This is a genomic window from Paenibacillus sp. FSL R7-0345, assembly GCF_038595055.1.
Lineage (GTDB): Bacteria > Bacillota > Bacilli > Paenibacillales > Paenibacillaceae > Paenibacillus_AQ.
Map to the genome: position 1 here is coordinate 4,785,999 of NZ_CP152002.1, position 20,215 is coordinate 4,806,213.

Here is a 20,215-nt window from a genome sequence, read left to right on the forward strand (position 1 = left end):
TGCCGGCATGCACCGGGAGAGGACTTATCAGATGAAGAATAATCCGGAGAATGACCTGATAGCCAGCTGGCTGTCGCTGACTCATATACAGATGAATGTTGCCAATGAGCTGGAAGCGCGGCTTCAGGAGAATTACCAGCTGTCGCTCAAGGAATTTTACCTGCTGCTCTTTCTGTCTGAAGCCCCTGAGAAGAAGCTGCGGCTGCAGCAGCTTGAAGCGATGGTCGGCCTCAGCCAGAGTGCGGTCTCCCGGCTGGTCAGCCGGTTCGAAGCCAAGGGCTGCGGCGCGCTGGAGCGCAAGTCCTGCGACAGCGACCGCAGAAGCATCTACACCTCGCTGACAGAGATCGGACAGAGCAAGGTGGACCGGGCGCGGGTAACCGTTAGCGAAGTACTGGCCGAAGCTTTTCCGTTCAGTGAAGCTGCAGAGCTGCTGAAGCAGCTTGCACGCCTGGGGCGGCAGCAGTAGCCTGCGCTCCCCTGCTGCTCCCCCAGACATGAGTAATACCCCGCTATCCTCAAAGGGATAGCGGGGTATTTTTATGCCCGTTCGGCTGCCAGCTGCAAAGTAACTCATCCGGCCACTCCGGCATACAACGTACTAGACAATAAAACCGGAGGTGTAACCATGCTCTTCGCGCTGATGCAGCTGCTTGGCGGCATTATTCTGTCTGTGGGCTGGATTCCGCAGATTATTCAGATGATAAGAACAAAATCGGTTAACGACCTCAATCTGAAAGCCTATCTGCTGATGCTGCTGGGCATCGGGCTGATGGAGGCTTATGCGGTGAACCTGGCTGCTGACGGGACAGGGCTGGCTTTTCTCGTTACAAATACATTATCGCTTACCGTAGTTTCTACTGTGGTGCTCCTGATCCTGCATTACCGGGGGCCGCAGCGCCCGCGAAAATAATCCGCACCGCCGTCCCCTTGCCGACCTCCGAGGAAATTTCCACCTCATGTCCCAGCTTGCCGCAGATCTGCTTCACCAGGTACAGGCCCATCCCTGTCGATTCCTGAAACGTGCGCCCGTTGACACCGGTAAAATACGGATCGAACACCCGCGGCAGGTCACCGGGCGGAATGCCCACCCCTTCATCACGCACCTCAAGCGTAACCCGCCCATGCTCCTCTATATAACCGTGAAAATGTACCCGTCTGCCCTCCTCCACCGTATACCTGAGCGCGTTGGTAATGAGCTGCGTCAGTAGAAACCCCAGCCACTTTTCGTCGGAAGTGATGGTTATGCCGCTGTCTACGGTAATTGCCGGAAAAATACGTTTGCGGATAAAAAGCCGCTTCTGCTCGGAAGTCACACTGCGCAGAACTGCTGCCAGCTCCAGCTGCTCCACATAAAAATCATGCTCGAATGTATCGAGCCGGGCGGTATACAGCACAGTATCCAGCCCTTTTTTCAGCCGGTCCAGCTCATCGCCGATCGCCGTAAAAGGCGGACCGTCCTTGTCCTGTATGATCAGATGTATCACGGACAGCGGCGTCTTCATGCCGTGCACCCACTGGTTGATGAAGTGAATATGCTCCTCCAGCTTGTGGCGGTAGCTGTGCAGATCATTCTGATAGAGCCGGAACTGCCGGGTCAGCAGCTTGCGCAGGCTGTCAGCCAGCGGCGAGCTTTGGGCCGGTCCCCCTGATTCATTAAGCGAATCCGGCTGGGTCTGCAGCCGTTCATAGAAGGAACGGTTGGTGAGATAGCGGTAGGCCAGATAAGCCAGCAGCAGGCAGGTGCTGAGCAGCATCGCGTACAGACTTACTTCCACTGCGCTTCCGCCGTCCAGCCGGTATATCAGCGTGATGATCAGCAGCTGCGAAAGATAAACTATAATTAACGGCGTCTGTTCCCGTAAAAATAACCTCACCTATGCTTCCCCCCAGTCGCCCGATAACCGGTAGCCCTGGCCGCGTACGGTCTGAAGGCCGTCCTGGATGTTCAGGACGGCCAGCTTTTTGCGGACCCGGGTGACATAGACATTCAGCGTATTGTCATCGACAAATACCTGGTCATCCCAGATTTTCTCCAGCAGCCGGTCTCGTGTGACGATGGTGCCGGCTTTTTGCATCAGCTCGCCGAGGATCTTGGCTTCCGTATGGCTAAGCTCGGTCTTCAGGCTGCCGCGGGACAGAATGAGCCGCTCACCATCCAGCGTCAGCCCGGAAACATTCAAGCCGCGCTCGGTCCCGCCTGCTGCATAGGAGCCGTAAGCACGGCGGAGATGGCTCTTGATTTTGGCAAACGCAATTTCATAGTCAAATGGCTTGGTGATATAATCATCCGCCCCGTTTTCCAGTGCCATCACCTGGTCCATCTTTCCTTCGCGGGCGGAGATGAACAGAATCGGACAGGTGGAGATCCCGCGGATCTGGCGGCACCAGTAATAACCGTCGAACTTGGGCAGATTGACATCCAGCAGCACCAGATGCGGCGCATACTGCTCAAATTGCGCTTTTACGGCCTCGAAATCCTGCACTGCCATTGTCTCATAGCCGAATTTATGTAAGTAATCCTGAAGCAGGGACACCAGCCCCTGATCGTCCTCGATAATGAAAATTTTGAACATAGGAGGCCTCCGGTCGCAGCCTTGGCTTAGTCCAAGGGCTTTGCCCATAATATATACAGTCCCGGCAGGCTAGTCAAATATGGGATATACTATTTAAGAGATTTTTAAAATGTCAGGGGGCTTCAGATGAAAGAGAATAAATATGATAATGCCGTTTTCTTTGAAAAATACAGTGCAATGCCCCGCTCCGTCGGAGGCCTGGAGTCAGCAGGTGAATGGCAGACCTTCCGCTCTCTGCTGCCTGTTTTGGATGGTAAGAAGGTACTAGACCTCGGCTGCGGATTCGGCTGGCACTGCCGGTATGCGCGTGAGCAGGGGGCGGCTTCCGTTACCGGCATTGACCTCTCAGATAATATGCTGCAGCGGGCCAGGGAGATGACTAATGATCCGCTGATCGAATATATACAAATGCCGATAGAGGATATCTCATTTGGTGAAGGTGAGTTCGATACGGTCATCAGCTCGCTGGCCATTCATTATGTGGAGCAGTTCGGTGACCTGTGCAGGCGTGTGAATGATTGCCTGAAAAACGGCGGACAGTTTGTGCTATCTGTGGAGCATCCTGTCTTTACAGCATTGGCAGCCCAAGACTGGCACTATAGCCAAAGCGGCGAAAAGCTGCATTGGCCGGTAGATGGTTATCATCTCGAAGGTGCGCGCACCGCCAGATTTCTTGGAGAGAATGTGGTAAAATATCATCGCACATTGTCCACCTATTTAAACGTGCTGCTGGAGTCCGGCTTTACGCTTGCCAAGATCTCCGAGCTGCAGCCCACCACAGAGATGCTGGAACAGGATCCGGCATGGCATGAGGAAGTACGCCGGCCGATGTTTCTGCTGCTGTCTGTTTTTAAAGCATAAATGCCATCTTGTTGCTTATTGGCCAGACTACCACCAAAAACAGCCGTACCTCCGGTCAACCCCGCGGTACGGCTGTTCTGTGTGTTAGATGTTGTTACTTCGCGCTGCTTATCTGCCGTCCAGCAGATTGCCCAGGCCGCCGAGAATGCTGCCTTCCTCCTTGCGTCCGGAGCCGCCTGCCGCCGACAGGATGCGGTCGGCCATCCGGCTGAACGGCAGCGACTGCACCCACACCTTGCCCGGCCCGCGCAGGGTGGCAAAGAACAGGCCTTCGCCGCCGAACAGCGCTGTTTTGACGCCTTTGACGAACTCAATATTGTAATCTACTGAGGAGGTCATCGCTACAAGGCAGCCTGTATCGAGCTTAATCGTCTCGCCGGGCTGCAGCGTCCGCTCCAGCACATGTCCGCCGGAATGGACAAAGGCCAGGCCGTCTCCCTCCAGCTTTTGCATAATGAAGCCTTCGCCGCCGAAGAATCCGACGCCCAGCTTACGCTGAAATTCGATGCCTACAGATACGCCTTTAGCCGCACAGAGAAAGGAATCCTTTTGGCAGATGATCTTGCCGGAGTACTGCTGGAGGTCAAGCGGGATAATCTTACCCGGATACGGCGCGGCAAAGGTTACATTCTTCCGCCCGTAATGCCCGCTGTGTGTGAAGACGGTCATGAACAGGCTTTCTCCCGTCAGGATCCGCTTGCCTGCACCCATCAGCTTGCCCATTAGTCCGCTGCCCTGACGGGAGCCGGAGCCATCCCCAAAGATCGTCTCCATCGTAATCTCCGGGTCCATCATCATAAAGCTGCCCGCTTCGGCAACCACACTTTCTCCGGGATCAAGCTGAACCTCCACACACTGGATTTCCCCGCCCATAATGGCATAATCAATTTCATGTGCACTCATTCCTGCAGCCTCCTAAATGGTTTATAGTGCCTGTGTACCCGCTCTCTGTAATCCCGTGATGTTATGAACGAGATATATACGCGCTGCCCGGCGCTGCGGTTTCAGCCTTTCCCGCACAAATAAAGGCCGGCTTAGATGCATCGCATCATAAGCTGGCCTTTGATCATGAACCCCGCAGCGCGGGGTTAACTTTGCGCTGTTCACACTGCTGTACCATCTTGCGGCTTGCTTAGTTTCGGTTGAAGCTTCGGTACCTTGTTCAGCTTTGGTCTGCCCAGTGAGGTAGTCAGGGTAATTACATAACCGGCTACTACTACAGCCATCACTGTATACAGTGTCTCCTTGACCGGCATATACATAAGGGATAATGCCAGAACAACAACATCCATAAGGATGAACACCGTACCTACCTTGATTCCCTTCCACTCACTGATCAGCAGCGACAAAATATCGTCACCGCCGCTCGCACCGCCGCCCCGCAGGACCAAGCCCGCACCAAGACCTGTCAGTACACCGGACAACAATGCCGCGAGCGGCAGGTTATCCTGTAAGTCAATCACCCATCCGGAATAGCGTTCCATCAGTCCGTAGGACAGCGTAAAGGCTGCTACAGAGATGAACGTGTTCACCACGAACGATTTTCCTTTAAAGATCATGGCGATTATAAGTACTGGTATGTCCAAGAGTAGAGTTGATACAGATGGTGAAATGCCTAGTACATATTTGCCGAGCAATGCCAGGCCGACAAACCCGCCCTCGGTCAAATGGTTCTGATAATTAATGTGATAATAAGTAAACGCTAATAGCAAAGTTCCGGACAAAATAACGGTGAGTCGTAACGGCAGTCTCATGCCGTCGTTGTGATTCCTCATACAGGTCTCCCCTTATCGTAGTTGGCGGCTTAGACATCACCGGACCCTCTACGACGGGTTATACCAGAGGAGCTTATCCTTCGCATACAATACTCCCTTCCCATGGCAGAGGCGGCTTCGTCATTAACAACGTTTCGCACCTTCTACAGGGAAGCTAAGTATAAGACAGATCATAACGTTTCCAAATCGTCCTTTGGGGAATCGTCCTTCGGGGACACATGGTATCCTGATCCTTTCTTTAATTTAATAACTTCTGAATAGATTATACCACGCGGCAGGCCGTCTCTAAACAGGTTTCCAGTAAAAACATCACGATTCATGTAAATTTTACGCTGTATTCATGTAAAATTTACATTTAGTCCTGATTCCGCAGCAGCCGGTTCACCGTTTCACGCCGTACACCAATCAATTGTCCAATTTCTTCCTGGGTTAACAGATCTGTCAGCTGTGCGCCGTAAGCGTAATCTTTCATCCAGCGGTTAAGCAGCTCCATGCGTTCAGCAGGTGAGCCGACAGTCAGGTGATCCAGCCGGGTCTGCATAAACCGGACCTTCTCCTGGAGCAGCAGCGCAATCTCCATCACTTTGTCCGGATTCTCGCGCAGCTCCCGGTACCATTCCGCCGCCGGAACGATCTCAATCTCGCTCTTGATCATTGCAACAGCCGTTCCATGCGCCTCCTTAGGCGAAATGAGGGAATGATGGGGGACGGTCTCACCGGGATACAGCAGATTGAACAGCACCATATTCCCGTTCTCATGCAGCCTCGTTACTTTGAACAGCCCGCTTTTCACCTTATACAGATATTCGCAGCTGTCTCCCTGACGGAACAAGACTTCCCCTCTGTGCAGAATCATTTCGCTCTCTCCTTTAGCTTCTGTTTATGTATATTAATAATTATACAGAATTACACCTTAAAATTGCAGTGAAACAAACAGAAAAAACTGCGGGGAACAGACTGGTGTCTGATCCCCGCAGTTTCATATGCGGATCGTTAATTATTATTTCGTCTGCAGCGGCTTCTTCCACAGTCCCAGCGTCAGGCCGGAGATCACGGCACCGATCAGCACAGCCAGCAGGAACAGCAGCGCGTTGCTGGAAAGAAAGGCAACGAATATCCCGCCGTGCGGTGCAGGCACGTTAATGTGCCAGAGCTGTGTCAGTCCGCCAGCAACAGCAGAACCGACGATGCAGGTAGTCAGCACGCGCAGCGGATCGGCTGCAGCAAATGGAATCGCACCTTCAGTGATAAAGGACAGTCCCAGTACGTAATTCGTAATCCCGGACTTGCGTTCAGTTTCGGTGAACTTGTTCTTAAACAGGGTAGTTGCCAGGGCAATTGCCAGCGGAGGCACCATACCGCCGGCCATAACTGCAGCCATCATCAGGCCGTTCGTGTTACCGCTGGAGGTGAATACGCCGATTGCAAAGGTATACGCTGCTTTGTTGAACGGGCCGCCCATATCAATAGCCATCATTCCGCCAAGAACAATACCCAGGAGAACCATGTTGCCGGTGCCCAATTTGTTAAGGGCATCAATCATTGCTGTATTAATGGAGCCAAAGACCGGATCGAATATATAATAGGCTACAGCTCCGGTGATCAGCAGGCCAAAGACCGGGTAGAGCAGAATCGGCTTCAGTCCGTCGAGCGTGCGCGGCAGGCCGGCAAAGGCTTTACGCAGGCCGATGATGACATAACCGGCCAGGAACCCGGCAGCCAGACCGCCTAGGAAGCCGGCGTTGGAATTCAGGGCCATAATACCGCCGACCATACCCGGCATAAGCGCCGGACGGTCGCCGATGCTCATCGCGATAAATCCGGCGAGGATCGGGATCAGGAAGTGGAAGGCACCATCGCCGCCGCCGATCGTCTGCAGCAGCTTCACCAGCGGGTTATCGACGCCGGCCACCTGCTCGATCAGGAAGGAAATGGCAAGCAGGATGCCGCCGCCGACTACGAACGGAAGCATGTGCGAAATACCGTTCATCAGATCTTTGTAGATTTTGCTTCCCACGCTGCCTGATTTAGCCGGAGCAGCTTCGCTGCTGGTGCTGCGTCCGCCGTCCTGGTAGATCGGGGCATCGCCCTTGAGAGCTTTGCTGATCAGCTCTTCAGGCTTGCGGATACCGTCACTTACCGGTCTTTGCAGCACCGGCTTGCCGGCGAAGCGGGCCATTTCAACATTCTTGTCGGCTGCCACAATAACGCCGCTGGCCCGGCGGATCTCATCCGCGGTAAGCACATTCTGCGCGCCTTCCGAGCCGTTCGTTTCAACGCGGATATTAACACCCATCTCCAGCGCTTTCTTCTTCAGCGCATCTTCTGCCATAAAGGTATGGGCAATTCCCGTAGGACATGCCGTTACTGCTACAACAAAACCGGAGGACTCCGGATTTCCCACAATCATTTTTTCAGGCGCCGGCTTGGCTGCAGGTGCGGCTTTCTCCGCTTCTGCCTTGGCATCCTGCTCCGCCTGCTTGGCATCGAACAGGGCGGCCACTTCATCCGGAGTGGAGGCATTCATCAGCGCATCGATGAATTCGCTTTCAATGAGCAGCCTGGACAGAGCTGCGAGTGTTCGCATGTGCATATTTCCAGCACCTTCCGGTGCGGCAATCATGAAGAACAGCTTGGCCGGCTCATCGTCCAGCGATTCATACTCAACGCCGGCGCTGCTCTTGGCAAATACTACTGTTGCCTGATTCACTGCAGAGGTTTTGGCATGAGGCATCGCAATTCCGCCGCCGATTCCGGTACTGGACTGGGCTTCACGCGCCAGGATTTTCTCTTTAAACAACACCTTATCATTGATTCTTCCGCTGGCTGCCAGACTGGCGATCAGTTCGTCGATCGCCGCTTCTTTGGTAGTTGCCTGCAGATTCATGATCATTGCTTCTTTTATCATCAAATCTGTAATTCTCATATTGTTCAGCTCCCTATGTTCCTCATAAATGCTGTTAACTAACCTAGCTGTGTAATCTGAATACGGGGGCGCAGCTCGCTGATAAATCCGCCATCCGCCAGATCATCGGAGAAAGCTGTTGCACTGCCTGAAGCCACGCCTGTGCGGAACGCCTCCAGTACATTGCCCTCTTTGGATAAGGTACCTACAAAACCTGCGATCATCGAATCGCCTGCACCTACCGAATTTCTCACCTGGCCTGCTGGTGCACTCGCGCTGTATACTCCCTGCTCGGTGATCAGCAATGCCCCGTCGCCGGCCATCGAGACCAGCACATGCTGTGCTCCCGCCTCCAGCAGCTTGCGGCCGTACGTAATAATTTCTTCTCTGGTGGTGATGGTAACCCCGAACAGTTCGGCAAGCTCATGATGATTGGGCTTGACGAGCAGCGGACCGTACACAAGAGCCTGCTGCAGGGCCTGTCCCGTCGTATCTATGACGAACTGTGCGCCCTGCTGCTTGCACACCCCGATCAGTCTGTTATAGAAATCCCCGCCAAGTGAAGGCGGAATACTGCCGGACAAAACGACGATATCCCCCGCCTGAAGATGACCCAGCTTGTTTATCAGCGCCTCGGCTTCAGCTGCGGTAATTTCCGGTCCGGCTCCGTTAATCTCGGTCTCTTCCCCGGATTTCAGCTTGATGTTAATCCGTGTGTCACCGCCGACAGGAACGAAATCACTTGAGGTTCCTTCCTCACGCAGCCAGTCCTCAATGAACCGGCCGGTGAAGCCGCCGAGAAAGCCGGTCGCCGTATTGTTCACACCAAGCTGATTCAGCACGCGTGATACGTTAATGCCTTTGCCGCCTGGCAGCTTCAGGTCACGGGACATCCGGTTCAGGCTGCCGAGCTTCATATCTTCCACTTCCACGATATAGTCAATGGAAGGATTAAGTGTAACGGTATAGATCATGTTCATCCCTCATTATTGTGGTTTACTTGCCTTCACACGATGGTAAAGCCGATATCCAGGGCTTCAAGTCCGCGGGTAAAGCTGTCCGGCGCTGCCGAATCCAGGATGCAGTGATCGATTTCCTGCAGATCAGCCACTTTACAGAAGGATACCTGGCCGATCTTGCTGTGATCCGCAAGCAGAATGGACTGCTTGGCAACGGCGATCATTTTGCGCTTCGTAGCTGCCTCCAGCATGTTGGGAGTGGTAATTCCCTCCTGCAGATCAAGCCCGTTCGTTCCCAGAAAGGCTTTGTCCACCCGGACCATCTCAAGTGACCGTTCCGTCATCGGACCGACAAACGCCATCGTATCCGGCCTCAGCATGCCGCCGGTAATCGACACTTCAATATTCCGGCAGTCCCTCAGCTCATTCAAAGCCATGATTGAATTGGTAATGACCTTCAGATTGGAGAAGCTCTTGAGCGCCTTGGCGATCTGTAGGGTCGTTGTCCCTCCGTCAAGCAGAATGGCATCGCCTTCCTGAATCATCTGGACTGCCTTGGCAGCAATCCGCAGCTTCTCGTCCTGCAGCCGGTCTTCCTTATCCGGAAAAGCAGCTTCAAAGTTAACACTCTGCAGCGATACTGCCCCTCCGTGCGTCCGCTTCAGGAGCCTTGCTTCCTCCAGCTCCTTCAAATCCCGGCGCACCGTTGATTCGGAGACGCCGAGCTCCAGGCTCAGCTCCTGAACCGATGCCCTTGTACGCTGCTCGACAAACTGTACGATGCTCCGTTTTCTTTCTTCTTCAAACAGCACAGCAGTTCACTCCCTCTACGCATAGCGTAAGCACGAAGTCACCCTGCTATGCAAATCTATGTTATTAACCGCTAACTTGATCATTTATCTGACGTTTGATGCTCATTATTGATCATTTCTGCTTATTTATGATTTTAACAGCGTTTTCAAATGAAGTAAAGTGATTTTTTTTGCTCATATATACAAAAAGTAAGTCTTGAGAAATATCCTCCCTATTGCCTATTTCCTCCCGCAGGCAAGCAACATATTAATAAATATATATGGCGAAAAGCAGGTGAACAGGAAATGGCCAATAACATAAACGGTTATGGCAGCGGCATCAGCAATAATAAGAGCAGCAAAAATCCCGGCAGCACCGGGAATCCTGTGGAGTCTGCGGAATTAACCGCTGATGACTACGAGATTATCGCAGCCGGACTGGCTGCTCTTGGAGAGGTCTTTGCATTCCTTGCACTCGTCAAGGCTAAGCAGGTTACAAAAGAAACCGGCGGCCAGGTTGATATAGAGCCTGCTCTGTTCATCCAATCCCGGCGCAAAAAAGCGGCAGACAAGAAATCCCGTCTGCCGCGCCGTTAACTGCTGATTTATTCAGCAGCGGCCAGTGGAATGGCATGATGCTGCTCCATGATCTCACTGATCTGCCCGCGCTGATCCTCTTCAATGTCCACAATGACAATAATATGCTCCATTTCGGCATGCTCCGCATATTTAAGGGCATCCGCCTCCGGTATGCCCATTCCGATCAGGCTGACAGCAAGGCCATCCCCCTCCAGGTCAGCCCCGGCCAGCTTGCGCGCTGCCGGGCCCGCGGATACAGCGGTATCGTTAATCATATCCAGTCCGACACCCAACTCCCGGGCTGTTCCGAACAAGCCTTCATTACCGGCTCCACTCTCCGCCCTGCCGATTCCTGTATCGTGGCTGATCAGCTCCAGCGTATTTTTTTGCTTCGCCACAGCTGAAATATGCTTCTTCTTAATACCACTCTTCCTTAAATCTTCGATTGCCAGTATGGCATCGCTCCGGTGTCCGAAGATCCCCAAAACCAGCGTAGTCATCTGCATCCCCTCCTTTTAATCCGTATTAACCGGCTCTTTTCCCGCCTAAACCCGGCCTCTGGGAATTTGCAATCTAGCAGGCTGAATCAATCTCTATCGTTTCGGTTATAAAGATAGAATCGGGATGAGCTGTACATAGGGTCACGCTACACAATCAAAATTACGGAGGTGCTGCTATGCTGCAAAGCAAATATTTTCGGACAAGCCTGTCCATCATTGCCTTTCTATTGATTCTTTATTTGGGCTCCAAGGTGATGTTCCTGTTCACGCCGCTGCTCTCCATCATAAATCTGCTGCTCGTGCCGATGATGCTGTCAGGGTTCATGTATTATCTGCTGCGCCCGCTGGTCAGATTTCTGGAGAAGCATAAACTGAACCGTGCGCTCTCCATTCTGCTGATTTATCTCGTCTTCGCCGGCCTGTTCGTCCTGTTCTGGATTCTGCTCTGGCCGACACTGCGCGAGCAGTTCAAGAATTTTATTGATAACATGCCTTACCTGGTACAGGGAATGCAGAATCAATTTAATGAGCTGCGGAATAACCCTGCACTGTCACGGTTTTTCTCGGGCGATACGGACCTGTCCGACAAAATATCCGAATATTTAAGCAACGCGATTAACTGGATGACCAATTCCATGTCCAATCTGATCGGTGTGATCTCCAGTATTGTCGTGGTTATCGCCACACTGCCGATCATTCTCTATTACATGCTAAAGGACGGGCATAAGCTGTCCCCTATCCTGCTGGGTCTGTTCCCGCGGAAATTCCGCAAGGAAGGCCAGGATATGCTTGTCGATATCGACGGTGCGCTAAGCGGCTTCATTGTCACCCGGGTTATTCTGAATGTGGTGCTCGGGATTCTGCTGTACATCGGTTTCCTGTTCATCGGTCTGCCTTATTCACTGCTGCTAGCCGTAATCTCCATTCCGCTTAACTTCATTCCTTATGTAGGGTCACTGCTTGCTTCCATACCGGTTCTTATCGTCGGATTCATTGAATCCCCTACCATGGCGATCTGGTCGCTCGTCATTATTCTGGTTGCCCAGCAGATACAGGATAATGTGCTATCACCGATCATTTACGGCAAATCGCTGGATGTGCATCCGCTGACTACGGTAGTTATTGTGCTCGTCGGCGGAGATTTCTTCGGAATCATCGGTGTGCTGATTGCCCTGCCTGTCTATATGATTGCCAAAATTATTTTTTTGCGCATATACGAGATTATCGTGGCAGAGCGGGTCGAGGAGATCCAGCTGCCTAAAGAAGAGCAGTTATAGCTTTTGGTAAATCAAAGAGCAGCGTCCTCCCGTTACAGGAGAATGCTGCTCTTTATGTTTGCTCTGATTGTACAGCTGATTAACCCCGCAGGGAGCGGACCACAAAGATATGCGTGCCCTTCATCAGATTCTGCCCGTCCTGCAGCGTAACCGCACCCTTTGTGTGTGAGACGATCACGGAATTGAAGGCAACCAGCTGGTCGCCTTTCCAGACGGTAACAGCCGATTTAAAATAGACTGCGTTATCAAACTGCTGGCGTTCTCTCATGACATATCCGACGGAGTGAAGAACCGGGGGCAATGCCCGTTCCTTGGGAGCGAGCGCCTTAATGTAGACAATGTCACGAAAAGGTACAGCAATTTCCTGATGGCCGATAACGGCCAGCGAAGCCTGAGGATCCCATTTGCGCAGCACGCCCTTCATAATCGTATAGGGTGCCTCACCGCAATACATGATGACCGGTCTGCCTACCCAATGCTTCATTGCTCTCCCCCCTTCACTATGCCTGTGCTACCTATAAATTCGGTATGGACCAGTCTATTCCTGTCAAACCGTGTGATTCCAGATACTCATTCGCCTGCGAAAACGGCTTGCTGCCCAAAAATCCGCGGTGCGCCGAGAACGGGCTGGGATGCGGAGACTGGATAACCTTGTGGAGGCTCCGGTCGATATAGGCCCCTTTTTGCTGGGCATGACTGCCCCAGAGGATAAATACAAGCGGCTCAGTGCGTTCATTCAGCTTCTCCATAATAGCGTCGGTAAATGTCTCCCAGCCTAACCCCTTATGCGAATTCGGCTGCCCTTCACGGACGGTCAGCACTGCGTTAAGCATAAGCACGCCTTCTTCTGCCCAGTGCAGCAGGGAGCCGTGGTTCGGCACAGATGTGCCTGTATCATTGTGCAGCTCCTGGTAAATATTGCGCAATGAAGGCGGTATGCGTACGCCCGGCTTGACAGAAAAGCTCAGCCCGTGGGCTTGTCCTGCGCCGTGATAAGGGTCCTGGCCCAATATAACAACCCGTGTCTTATTGTATGGTGTCAGCTTGAGTGCCGAGAACAGCAGCTCCTTGGGCGGATAGACCGTATACTGCTTGTACTCCGCCGCTAACGCATAGCGCAGCTCCTGAAAATAAGGCTTCTGAATTTCCTCCTGCAGCACTTCATCCCAATCATTTCCGAACATGCCGGTTCTCTCCTCCCGATTCCTGCTGTAATTTAGACCGTACCTTGTATTACCCTATTTCCGCCCGTAGTCCGCTTTGATTTCTCCCCACTCTCTGGTCTGCCACTTCAGTACTTTATTTTCATACGTGTTAGTCCTCAGCCAGTTCTCAGCCCTGTCGATCAATATCCAAATCTCCTCTGTCGAAGCATCACGGGCCAGGGTGGTCGCCACCTTTTTTTGCTTGACCCATTTCATCGCGTTGACAGAATCGCTGTAAACAGTCTTGCTGCTGCCCTCTTTCTTCAGATGAGCCAGCGCGTGCACAATGGCCAGGAATTCACCCAAATTGTTTGTGCCTTTGCGGATCGGGCCGCAGGAGAAAATGATATCGCCGGTCTGCGTATCCACGCCTTTATATTCAACCGGTCCCGGGTTGCCCCTTGTACCCACATCTACAGAGATGCTGTCGTAATCAATTTCCATTGATTCCGGCGCGGCCGCAGCTGTACTGCGGCCCCGGGAGCCTGCAGGTTTGCTTTTGGCTGCACCTGCGCCAGCAGCGCCGCTTCCCCAATTGCCTCTCCAGCCTGCTTTAAAGGCTGCATCTGCGGCAGCCCTGGACTCATAGGATTTGTACTTGGCTCCGGTGTAATGATCCGTCTGAGCCTGGCACTCCGCCCAGGTGGTGTACACCCCCGGCTGCTTGCCCTCCCAGACCACATAAAATTTCTGTTTAGCCATATTTGCTGCTCCTCCTGCCACATAAAATTCCTCAGAAGAATATTGTAATCCAAACCGCGCCGGGATAGAAGCCCGGATCAGCAGATCAAGCGCCCGGCCCGGGGAAATCTCGGGTACCCGGATAATCGGCAGCCGGTGCGCCAATACTAGACCGGTGATTAATCCAGTGACTTAAGTGTCAGATCGATAATGGTCTGCAGCCTGCCGGCATCCGGTTCTGTCTTGACCAGCACCCGCAGGCCGACTAGTGCGTTGTGCAGATAGGCTGCCATATCAGAAGGATCAAAGCTGCGCGTAAGCTCTCCGCTCTCCTGCCCCTGGCGCAGCAGGCGTTCCAGTAGGTGCTCTGTGTCCAGAAAAGCATCCTTTACTCTCGCCGCTGCCTCAGGATCATGAACGGCAAGCTCCACCGCAGTATTTACAAGCAGGCATCCTTTTGGCTCCGGGCCATTATTGTATGCTATAGCTTCAAATAACAGGCGGATGGCTTTCTTGGCAGATGACAGTCCTTCAACCTTGCTCTCCATCTTGCCGGAAACAGTGCCGGCATATCGCTCCAACACTTTCATATATAAAGTATGCTTATCACCAAACGTATCGTACATGCTCCGCTTATGGATGCCCATGCCCGTTACCAGGTCCTGCATAGAGGTTCTCTCATAACCTTGCTGCCAAAAAACCGTCACCGCTTTACCGAGGACGTTGTCAACGTCAAACTCTTTACTTCTGGCCATGAATCATGCTCCTTTCCTTGGCTTATTTTATCATTTATAGAACGATCGGTAAATATTAAGGGCAACAGTGAGCTAGATCACTTCAGTTCCGCACCAACCGTTCTATATTAATTTTGAAGCGATCCGAATCCAATTTAGATCCACCACACTCTATCAGGAGGCTTTGTAACATGAACAAGATTACTTTAAGCGCGGCTGTACTTGCTTTAATACTGCTGGCGGGATGTTCGGATTCAGGCAGCAGCAATGCAGTGAATAACAATACGGGTACAGCTGCCGGGACAAACGGCAACGTGACCGTAGATGCCGTTACTACCGCTTCCATTGTCGATAATGAGGCGGCCTTCAAACAGGCGCTCAGCAAGGAAGGCACCTGGATTGCCGCGGCACTGCGGGACTTCACCTTCGACGAGGAGCTTATTGTTGACGGCCAGTTCGTCCACAACGGTGAACCTGCCCGCAAAATCGCCCTCTACACCCAGGACGAGGATCAGAGCATCACTAATTCCTTTACTTTGACCGCACCCAAGCTGACGATCCGCAGTGAGAATACCCGGCTGGAAGGCGGGATTTTTATCGGGGATGTTTACGTCGAGGCTGACGGGTTCACCGTGATCAGCGCTACGGTTAGAGGAAACGTCTATTTTGCCAATAAGCAATATTTGTCCACGTTCAATCTGGGGGATCAGGGAATCGTCAGCGGGAATGCCAGAGTGAAATAACAGAGCTTTTTCAAAAGAAATGAGGTGTTTCTATTGTCCGTCCGGCGGATTAATGCGGCCATTCTATTCTCCCTGCTTCTTCTGCTCTCCTCTTGCAGCGGGCAGGCGTCAGAGCAGCAGCAGGTGCTCCGGGTTCAGTCCGGCCAGAATATCAGGCTGCTGACCACGACAGACACCCATTACCTGTCCCCCAGACTGACTGATAATGGACCTGCCTTCAGCAAATTTATGGCTGCCGGAGACGGCAAGCAGCTGGCCTACAGCGATGAAATGCTGGATGCCCTTGAGTTTGATATCGGAATCCAGCGTCCGGCGGCAGTCATAATCAGCGGGGATCTGACCAATAACGGGGAAAAAGCCAGTCATCAGGACCTTGCGGAGCACCTGCGGGCTATTGAGCAGCATACCGGAACGCAGATTTATGTCATTCCGGGCAATCATGATGTGATGAATCCCTGGGCCAGACGCTTTAAGGGTGAACGGCAGATTCCGGTGGACTCTGTCACTCCAAGGAGCTTCCGCAGCATTTACAGTGAATTCGGTTATGGCGAGGCGCTGCTGAGAGACAATGACTCCCTTAGCTACCTGGCTGCCCCTTCAGAGGATCTTTGGCTTCTGATGCTGGATACCAGCCAGTACAGCAGCAACAAGAAGCTGGGACATCCCCAGCTTGACGGCCAGCTAACCGCCGCCACTCTGGGATGGATCGGCCGGTGCAGCCGCCTGGCCGCAGAGAGCGGGGCGCAGATAGTAGCGGTTATGCACCATAGCCTGCAAGATCACAGTGATTTTCTCCAGGAAGGCTTTACGCTTAACAATAATAAGCGGACTGCTGATGTCCTGATGCGAAACGGAATCACAATGGTCTTCAGCGGGCATATTCATTTCCAGGATATCCGTGAAAGTGACCAAGGTGTTTATGATATTGCCGGCAGTGCTTTGTCCGTCTACCCGCACCAGTATGGGATTGTGGATTATACCCCTGTTTCCCGCACGCTAGAATATAATACGTCGAAGCTGAATGTAGAGCTCTGGGCCAGGGCGGCAGGCAGCTCGAATCCGGATCTGCTGAATTTTACTGCTTACAGTGAGGAGGCATTCCGGAAGCTGTCAGCAGACCGGAGCTTCGTCAGGTTATCCGGCGACAGCAGCTATGCCGATTATACGCAGGAGCAGTTGAGGGCAATGGCAGACGTGGTCGGACGGCTGAATGAGATTTATTTTGCCGGGAATGCTGATAAGGAGATTGTTGCTGTTACCGCATTGGAAGGCTTCCGGCTGTGGCATGCTGCCCCTTACAGCGGTTTAAAAAGCTATGTGCTGCGCATGTCGGAGCTTGAGCAGAAGGATAATAACCATTTTGTTACAACACTGCCTCTGCGGTAACGTTTGAACCCGGCAGATTGCGTTTAATGTAGGTCGAGCACTCTAATCAAGCATAAGCCCTAAGGAGGACGACAAGTCAATGTTCAAACGGATGGATGAAATTATGATTGAGATTCCCGATGTCGAGAAACCGGACCCGAATGCCGCCGCTGCCGTGCAAGAGCTGTTAGGCGGCAAATTCGGCGAGATGTCCACCCTCAACAACTATCTCTACCAGTCTTTTAATTTCCGTTCCAAGGACAAGCTGAAGCCGTTTTATGACCTGGTGATGAGTATTACCGCAGAAGAGCTGGGCCATGTGGAGCTGGTCTCCCATGCTGTGAACAAATGTCTCAGAGGCTCAACCGATTATAAAAAACCGGACTCTACGCCGCTGGAAGCAGTGAAGGACGCACGCTTGTCGTATCACTTTCTGGCCGGAGCCCAGGGTGCCATGCCGTTCGACTCAATGGGTAACCCGTGGACCGGAGCCAATGTGTTTAACAGCGGCAATCTGGTTGAAGATCTGCTGCATAACTTCTTCCTCGAATGCGGGGCCAGAACCCACAAGATGAAGGTATATGAAATGACCGATCATCCGGCTGCCCGTGCGGTTGTCGGCTTCCTGCTGGTACGAGGCGGCGTCCATGTGGTGGCTTATGCAAAGGCGCTGGAAATTGCTACAGGCGTGAACGTGACCAAGCTGGTTCCGATTCCGTCTCTGAGCAATAAACTGTTTACCGAGGCCAAAAAATACGAGGAAAAGGGCGTTCACACCAAGCTGTATACTTGGAGTGATAAAGATTTCAGCACGATCGGCCAGATCTGGAAGGGAACGCATCCGGAGGACGGTCTTCCGCTGGAAGTAATCGAAGGCGCTCCTAAGGGCTTCCCTATTCCTGAAGCGCCTGAATCCAAGGAAGAATTCGCGCCGGGCATCTCCGAAGAGGAATTCAAAGAAATTGCCAAACGGCTCAAAATGGCAGGCAATATCACCGACTAGCTTTTACGCAGCTGTGTAATAGAAGGCTTGATCGCTTGAAAGCAGCTACCTTACTGCTGTGTGTATCGGGCATGTATAAAATATATGATTAAACAGTTAGGGCGCCTGCTTATGCAGGACGCCCTATTTTGTCGTGTGAATATCCTTTTGTCTGAAAGCTCAAGAATGTTTCTGTGGAAGGAATGCTGGTTTTACTGCTCAATCATAACCGCCTTCCGCCTCCGGCAGCTCCAGATACGCCTGCTTGTTTTTAACCAGCTCAAAAATATAACTCCGCAGCTCCTTCAGCTGCTCAGCATCCGCAGTCGTTTCGCAGTTTTCATCGTCCCAATCAAACGACCGCTGTTCCCCGTCCAGCCTAATCTGCCAGTGTTCCTCATCAAAAGGTGTCTTCGCACAGTTTTTCCTGTCCGGCTCCAGCTTCAGCTCCCTGTAAATATTGATTGTACGCAGACGCGCATAAATATCTGCCAGCTCACTATCAGTAAAAACGAAATCTGCCTGCGCCGTACCGAGAGTCACCAGATCCTTGGTTACCGTCCCGTTAAAGGTGTTGATTTCATTTTTACCCGTAATGCCAAACCGTACAGAGAATGCAAAATCCGCCGGCATCGTTTCCGGCATCTGTCCGGTAACGGAGGTACGGGGTGTGATGAAGGAGTCGGGTGCGGCGGGTGCCGGGGTTGTGTCGGGTACGCTAGGTGCGGTAGATGTGTTAGGTGGTGTGTTAGGTGCCGGGATTGTATTACTCGTATCGTTTGCTGCCCCATATTCAGCACTTGGACTATGATTTCCTGCGCAGCCTGTCAGAACAAGAAGTAACACCAGAGAAGCGACTGGTAGTAACAGGCGCATTTTTCCCCCTCCTTCTGTAACTGGTAACTAGTTATTGCTCCTACTCTTTCTCAAACGGCTGATTACCGATAATGTTGCGCTGGAGAAAAAGGCGAGGCATATTCTGCGCTAATCAAAGTCGAATCAGAGGCATTTTTGCCTCTCATTTCGGCCATCCGGCTGCGGCCAGCTGCGGATTCCCCCCTTTATTCCAGCGGCCCTTCTTCCCGCACCGCAGCTTCAAGCACGAGCTCCGTGGAGGCAACCTCCCTGCCGTTCACCAGCAGCACAATCCGGTGCCCGCCCGGATAGTGGCGGCGGGTGGTCAGGTCTGCCCAGCGGTGTGTTCGGACAGCGGACAGCCTTGATCCTCCCGGAACCGTTTTGTCGGAGAGCAGGAACAGCTTGCGGGAGGTTTTGCCGCCAGCCTTCACAAAGTCAATTCCGTATTCCACCCGGATCCTCACGGCCTCCCCTTCCCGTACCCTTAGTTCATAGCTAAGCACACAATTCTCGCCGATCCGCAGAACCGCCGGATTGACGGACAAGGCCGCGGCAGCCACTAGCGGCGTGCCCTCCTCCTCCGCATACCCGAAAAGGGCCATAATCTCCGGGTTAGCTTTGCGGATCAGCGAGCGGCAGCCATGCCGCACAATCCAGTCGGTACGGGTGCTTGCGCCTATCCAGCGGCGGGCAATACCAATCACGACATCAGGATGATCCTTGGCGATATCATTCAGATTGTTAGCCACACTCTTGCGTACGTACAGCGACGGATCATCCTTCAGCTGCTCCAGCACCGGCAAAACGGGGGAAGGATCGCGTTTGAACACCGGCAGCGCCTGCCCCCACGGCAGACGCGGACGGCAGCCTTCGCTGGCAAGCCGGCGCACATGCTCATTGCTGTGCCGCGACCAGAATAGCATCTGCTCCATCATCCGCTGCGGGTCACGCAGCAGGAATGGTCTTACGGCAAACTCGGCACTCGACCCCTGTGTAAACCGTTCCAGTGCGGCCATTGACAACGTCCAATGCTCCTCGGCCTGCCCGTATACCTCAACGAAATCGGGGAGGATCAGGTAAGGAAAGCCGACACATTCATGATCTACCGCGTAGAGGACCGCCAAAGCTTGTTCATAGCTTTCAGGCAAAAAAGCCCCCAGTGTCTCCGTAATCCGCCGCATCCGCGCTTTCAGCTCCAGCTCTTCCCACGGCTCCCGCATCGCTTCGGCAACAAAGCCTTCTATATCGAATGCGTCATAAGCTCCACGCAGCTTCCTGCCGAAGTCTCGCAAAAATTCTTCATTGTACATTGCCTTTAACGGCTCTGCCATGTCTTGTTCCCTCCTGCAGTTATTGAAATCTGTTATGAAAGCATAGCATGGCATACTGGACAGCCTTGTGTCAGGTTTATTTTTAAACTCCCG

General features: G+C 52.8%; 23 protein-coding genes. 8 read left to right on the plus strand and 15 right to left on the minus strand.

Going from position 1 to position 20,215, the window contains the following annotated elements; translation table 11 throughout:
* The first annotated feature begins 31 nt into the window (after positions 1 to 31).
* Complete coding sequence (locus NST84_RS20760) at positions 32 to 469, plus strand: MarR family transcriptional regulator (protein ID WP_342562049.1); 438 nt, start codon at positions 32 to 34, stop codon at positions 467 to 469.
* A 159-nt stretch (positions 470 to 628) separates the two neighbouring features.
* The gene (locus NST84_RS20765) at positions 629 to 913 is read left to right on the plus strand and encodes a PQ-loop domain-containing transporter (RefSeq protein ID WP_342562050.1); all 285 of its coding nucleotides are present in this window, start codon (positions 629 to 631) and stop codon (positions 911 to 913) included.
* On the opposite strand, the gene NST84_RS20770 is transcribed toward NST84_RS20765, so the two are convergent.
* Both NST84_RS20770 and NST84_RS20775 read right to left on the minus strand, forming a co-directional pair.
* Entirely contained in the window at positions 858 to 1,877 is a 1,020-nt protein-coding gene (locus tag NST84_RS20770; protein WP_342562051.1) for a sensor histidine kinase, read from the minus strand. The two genes, NST84_RS20765 and NST84_RS20770, sit on opposite strands and share 56 nt — an antisense overlap.
* A complete protein-coding gene (locus NST84_RS20775; RefSeq protein WP_342562052.1) occupies positions 1,878 to 2,576 on the minus strand; it encodes a response regulator transcription factor in 699 nt (232 codons plus the stop codon).
* A 126-nt stretch (positions 2,577 to 2,702) separates the two neighbouring features.
* On the opposite strand from NST84_RS20775, the gene NST84_RS20780 reads away from it, so the two are divergent.
* Positions 2,703 to 3,437: a class I SAM-dependent methyltransferase gene (locus NST84_RS20780; protein ID WP_342562053.1), complete on the plus strand. Its 735-nt coding sequence runs from the start codon at positions 2,703 to 2,705 to the stop codon at positions 3,435 to 3,437.
* 108 nt (positions 3,438 to 3,545) lie between these two features.
* Here NST84_RS20780 and NST84_RS20785 read toward each other — a convergent pair whose 3' ends face one another.
* The 6 genes from NST84_RS20785 to NST84_RS20810 form a co-directional block, all read right to left on the minus strand.
* Entirely contained in the window at positions 3,546 to 4,340 is a 795-nt protein-coding gene (locus NST84_RS20785; protein ID WP_342562054.1) for a TIGR00266 family protein, read from the minus strand.
* Between the two features lie 200 nt (positions 4,341 to 4,540).
* On the minus strand, positions 4,541 to 5,212 hold the full coding sequence (locus tag NST84_RS20790) for a YitT family protein (protein ID WP_342562055.1): 672 nt from the start codon (positions 5,210 to 5,212) through the stop codon (positions 4,541 to 4,543).
* Between the two features lie 355 nt (positions 5,213 to 5,567).
* Complete coding sequence (locus tag NST84_RS20795; protein ID WP_342562056.1) at positions 5,568 to 6,068, minus strand: Crp/Fnr family transcriptional regulator; 501 nt, start codon at positions 6,066 to 6,068, stop codon at positions 5,568 to 5,570.
* Positions 6,069 to 6,212: 144 nt separating this feature from the next.
* The gene (locus NST84_RS20800; protein WP_342562057.1) at positions 6,213 to 8,138 is read right to left on the minus strand and encodes a fructose-specific PTS transporter subunit EIIC; all 1,926 of its coding nucleotides are present in this window, start codon (positions 8,136 to 8,138) and stop codon (positions 6,213 to 6,215) included.
* A 38-nt stretch (positions 8,139 to 8,176) separates the two neighbouring features.
* Positions 8,177 to 9,091 (minus strand): 1-phosphofructokinase, encoded by a 915-nt coding sequence (gene pfkB / locus NST84_RS20805; RefSeq protein ID WP_342562058.1) that lies wholly within the window; start codon positions 9,089 to 9,091, stop codon positions 8,177 to 8,179.
* A 32-nt stretch (positions 9,092 to 9,123) separates the two neighbouring features.
* Positions 9,124 to 9,888, minus strand: coding sequence for a DeoR/GlpR family DNA-binding transcription regulator (locus NST84_RS20810; protein ID WP_342562059.1), 765 nt, complete (start codon positions 9,886 to 9,888; stop codon positions 9,124 to 9,126).
* Between the two features lie 285 nt (positions 9,889 to 10,173).
* Here NST84_RS20810 and NST84_RS20815 point away from each other — a divergent pair, with 285 nt between their 5' ends.
* Positions 10,174 to 10,464 carry a hypothetical protein gene (locus NST84_RS20815; RefSeq protein ID WP_342562060.1) on the plus strand — a complete coding sequence of 97 codons (291 nt, stop codon included), beginning with the start codon at positions 10,174 to 10,176 and terminating at the stop codon, positions 10,462 to 10,464.
* A gap of 8 nt (positions 10,465 to 10,472) precedes the next feature.
* Here the strand turns inward: NST84_RS20815 and NST84_RS20820 are convergent, their stop codons facing one another.
* Positions 10,473 to 10,946 (minus strand): general stress protein, encoded by a 474-nt coding sequence (locus NST84_RS20820; RefSeq protein WP_342562061.1) that lies wholly within the window; start codon positions 10,944 to 10,946, stop codon positions 10,473 to 10,475.
* A 176-nt stretch (positions 10,947 to 11,122) separates the two neighbouring features.
* On the opposite strand from NST84_RS20820, the gene NST84_RS20825 reads away from it, so the two are divergent.
* Complete coding sequence (locus tag NST84_RS20825; RefSeq protein WP_342562062.1) at positions 11,123 to 12,223, plus strand: AI-2E family transporter; 1,101 nt, start codon at positions 11,123 to 11,125, stop codon at positions 12,221 to 12,223.
* A gap of 79 nt (positions 12,224 to 12,302) precedes the next feature.
* Here the strand turns inward: NST84_RS20825 and NST84_RS20830 are convergent, their stop codons facing one another.
* From NST84_RS20830 to NST84_RS20845, 4 genes are all read right to left on the minus strand, one after another.
* Positions 12,303 to 12,707: a hypothetical protein gene (locus NST84_RS20830; protein WP_342562063.1), complete on the minus strand. Its 405-nt coding sequence runs from the start codon at positions 12,705 to 12,707 to the stop codon at positions 12,303 to 12,305.
* Between the two features lie 31 nt (positions 12,708 to 12,738).
* Entirely contained in the window at positions 12,739 to 13,407 is a 669-nt protein-coding gene (locus NST84_RS20835) for a uracil-DNA glycosylase (protein ID WP_342562064.1), read from the minus strand.
* A 54-nt stretch (positions 13,408 to 13,461) separates the two neighbouring features.
* Positions 13,462 to 14,130: a ribonuclease H family protein gene (locus NST84_RS20840; protein WP_342562065.1), complete on the minus strand. Its 669-nt coding sequence runs from the start codon at positions 14,128 to 14,130 to the stop codon at positions 13,462 to 13,464.
* Positions 14,131 to 14,288: 158 nt separating this feature from the next.
* Complete coding sequence (locus NST84_RS20845) at positions 14,289 to 14,864, minus strand: TetR/AcrR family transcriptional regulator (protein ID WP_342562066.1); 576 nt, start codon at positions 14,862 to 14,864, stop codon at positions 14,289 to 14,291.
* A gap of 170 nt (positions 14,865 to 15,034) precedes the next feature.
* Here NST84_RS20845 and NST84_RS20850 point away from each other — a divergent pair, with 170 nt between their 5' ends.
* The 3 genes from NST84_RS20850 to NST84_RS20860 all read left to right on the plus strand — a co-directional run bounded on the left by NST84_RS20850 (position 15,035) and on the right by NST84_RS20860 (position 17,954).
* Positions 15,035 to 15,586, plus strand: a complete 552-nt coding sequence (locus tag NST84_RS20850) for a hypothetical protein (protein WP_342562067.1) — start codon at positions 15,035 to 15,037, stop codon at positions 15,584 to 15,586.
* A 33-nt stretch (positions 15,587 to 15,619) separates the two neighbouring features.
* Complete coding sequence (locus NST84_RS20855; protein WP_342562068.1) at positions 15,620 to 16,972, plus strand: metallophosphoesterase; 1,353 nt, start codon at positions 15,620 to 15,622, stop codon at positions 16,970 to 16,972.
* Between the two features lie 79 nt (positions 16,973 to 17,051).
* A complete protein-coding gene (locus tag NST84_RS20860; protein ID WP_342562069.1) occupies positions 17,052 to 17,954 on the plus strand; it encodes a manganese catalase family protein in 903 nt (300 codons plus the stop codon).
* Positions 17,955 to 18,152: 198 nt separating this feature from the next.
* On the opposite strand, the gene NST84_RS20865 is transcribed toward NST84_RS20860, so the two are convergent.
* A complete protein-coding gene (locus NST84_RS20865; protein ID WP_342562070.1) occupies positions 18,153 to 18,809 on the minus strand; it encodes a hypothetical protein in 657 nt (218 codons plus the stop codon).
* Positions 18,810 to 18,994: 185 nt separating this feature from the next.
* Positions 18,995 to 20,122 carry a hypothetical protein gene (locus NST84_RS20870; RefSeq protein WP_342562071.1) on the minus strand — a complete coding sequence of 376 codons (1,128 nt, stop codon included), beginning with the start codon at positions 20,120 to 20,122 and terminating at the stop codon, positions 18,995 to 18,997.
* Between the last annotated feature and the right edge of the window lie 93 nt (positions 20,123 to 20,215).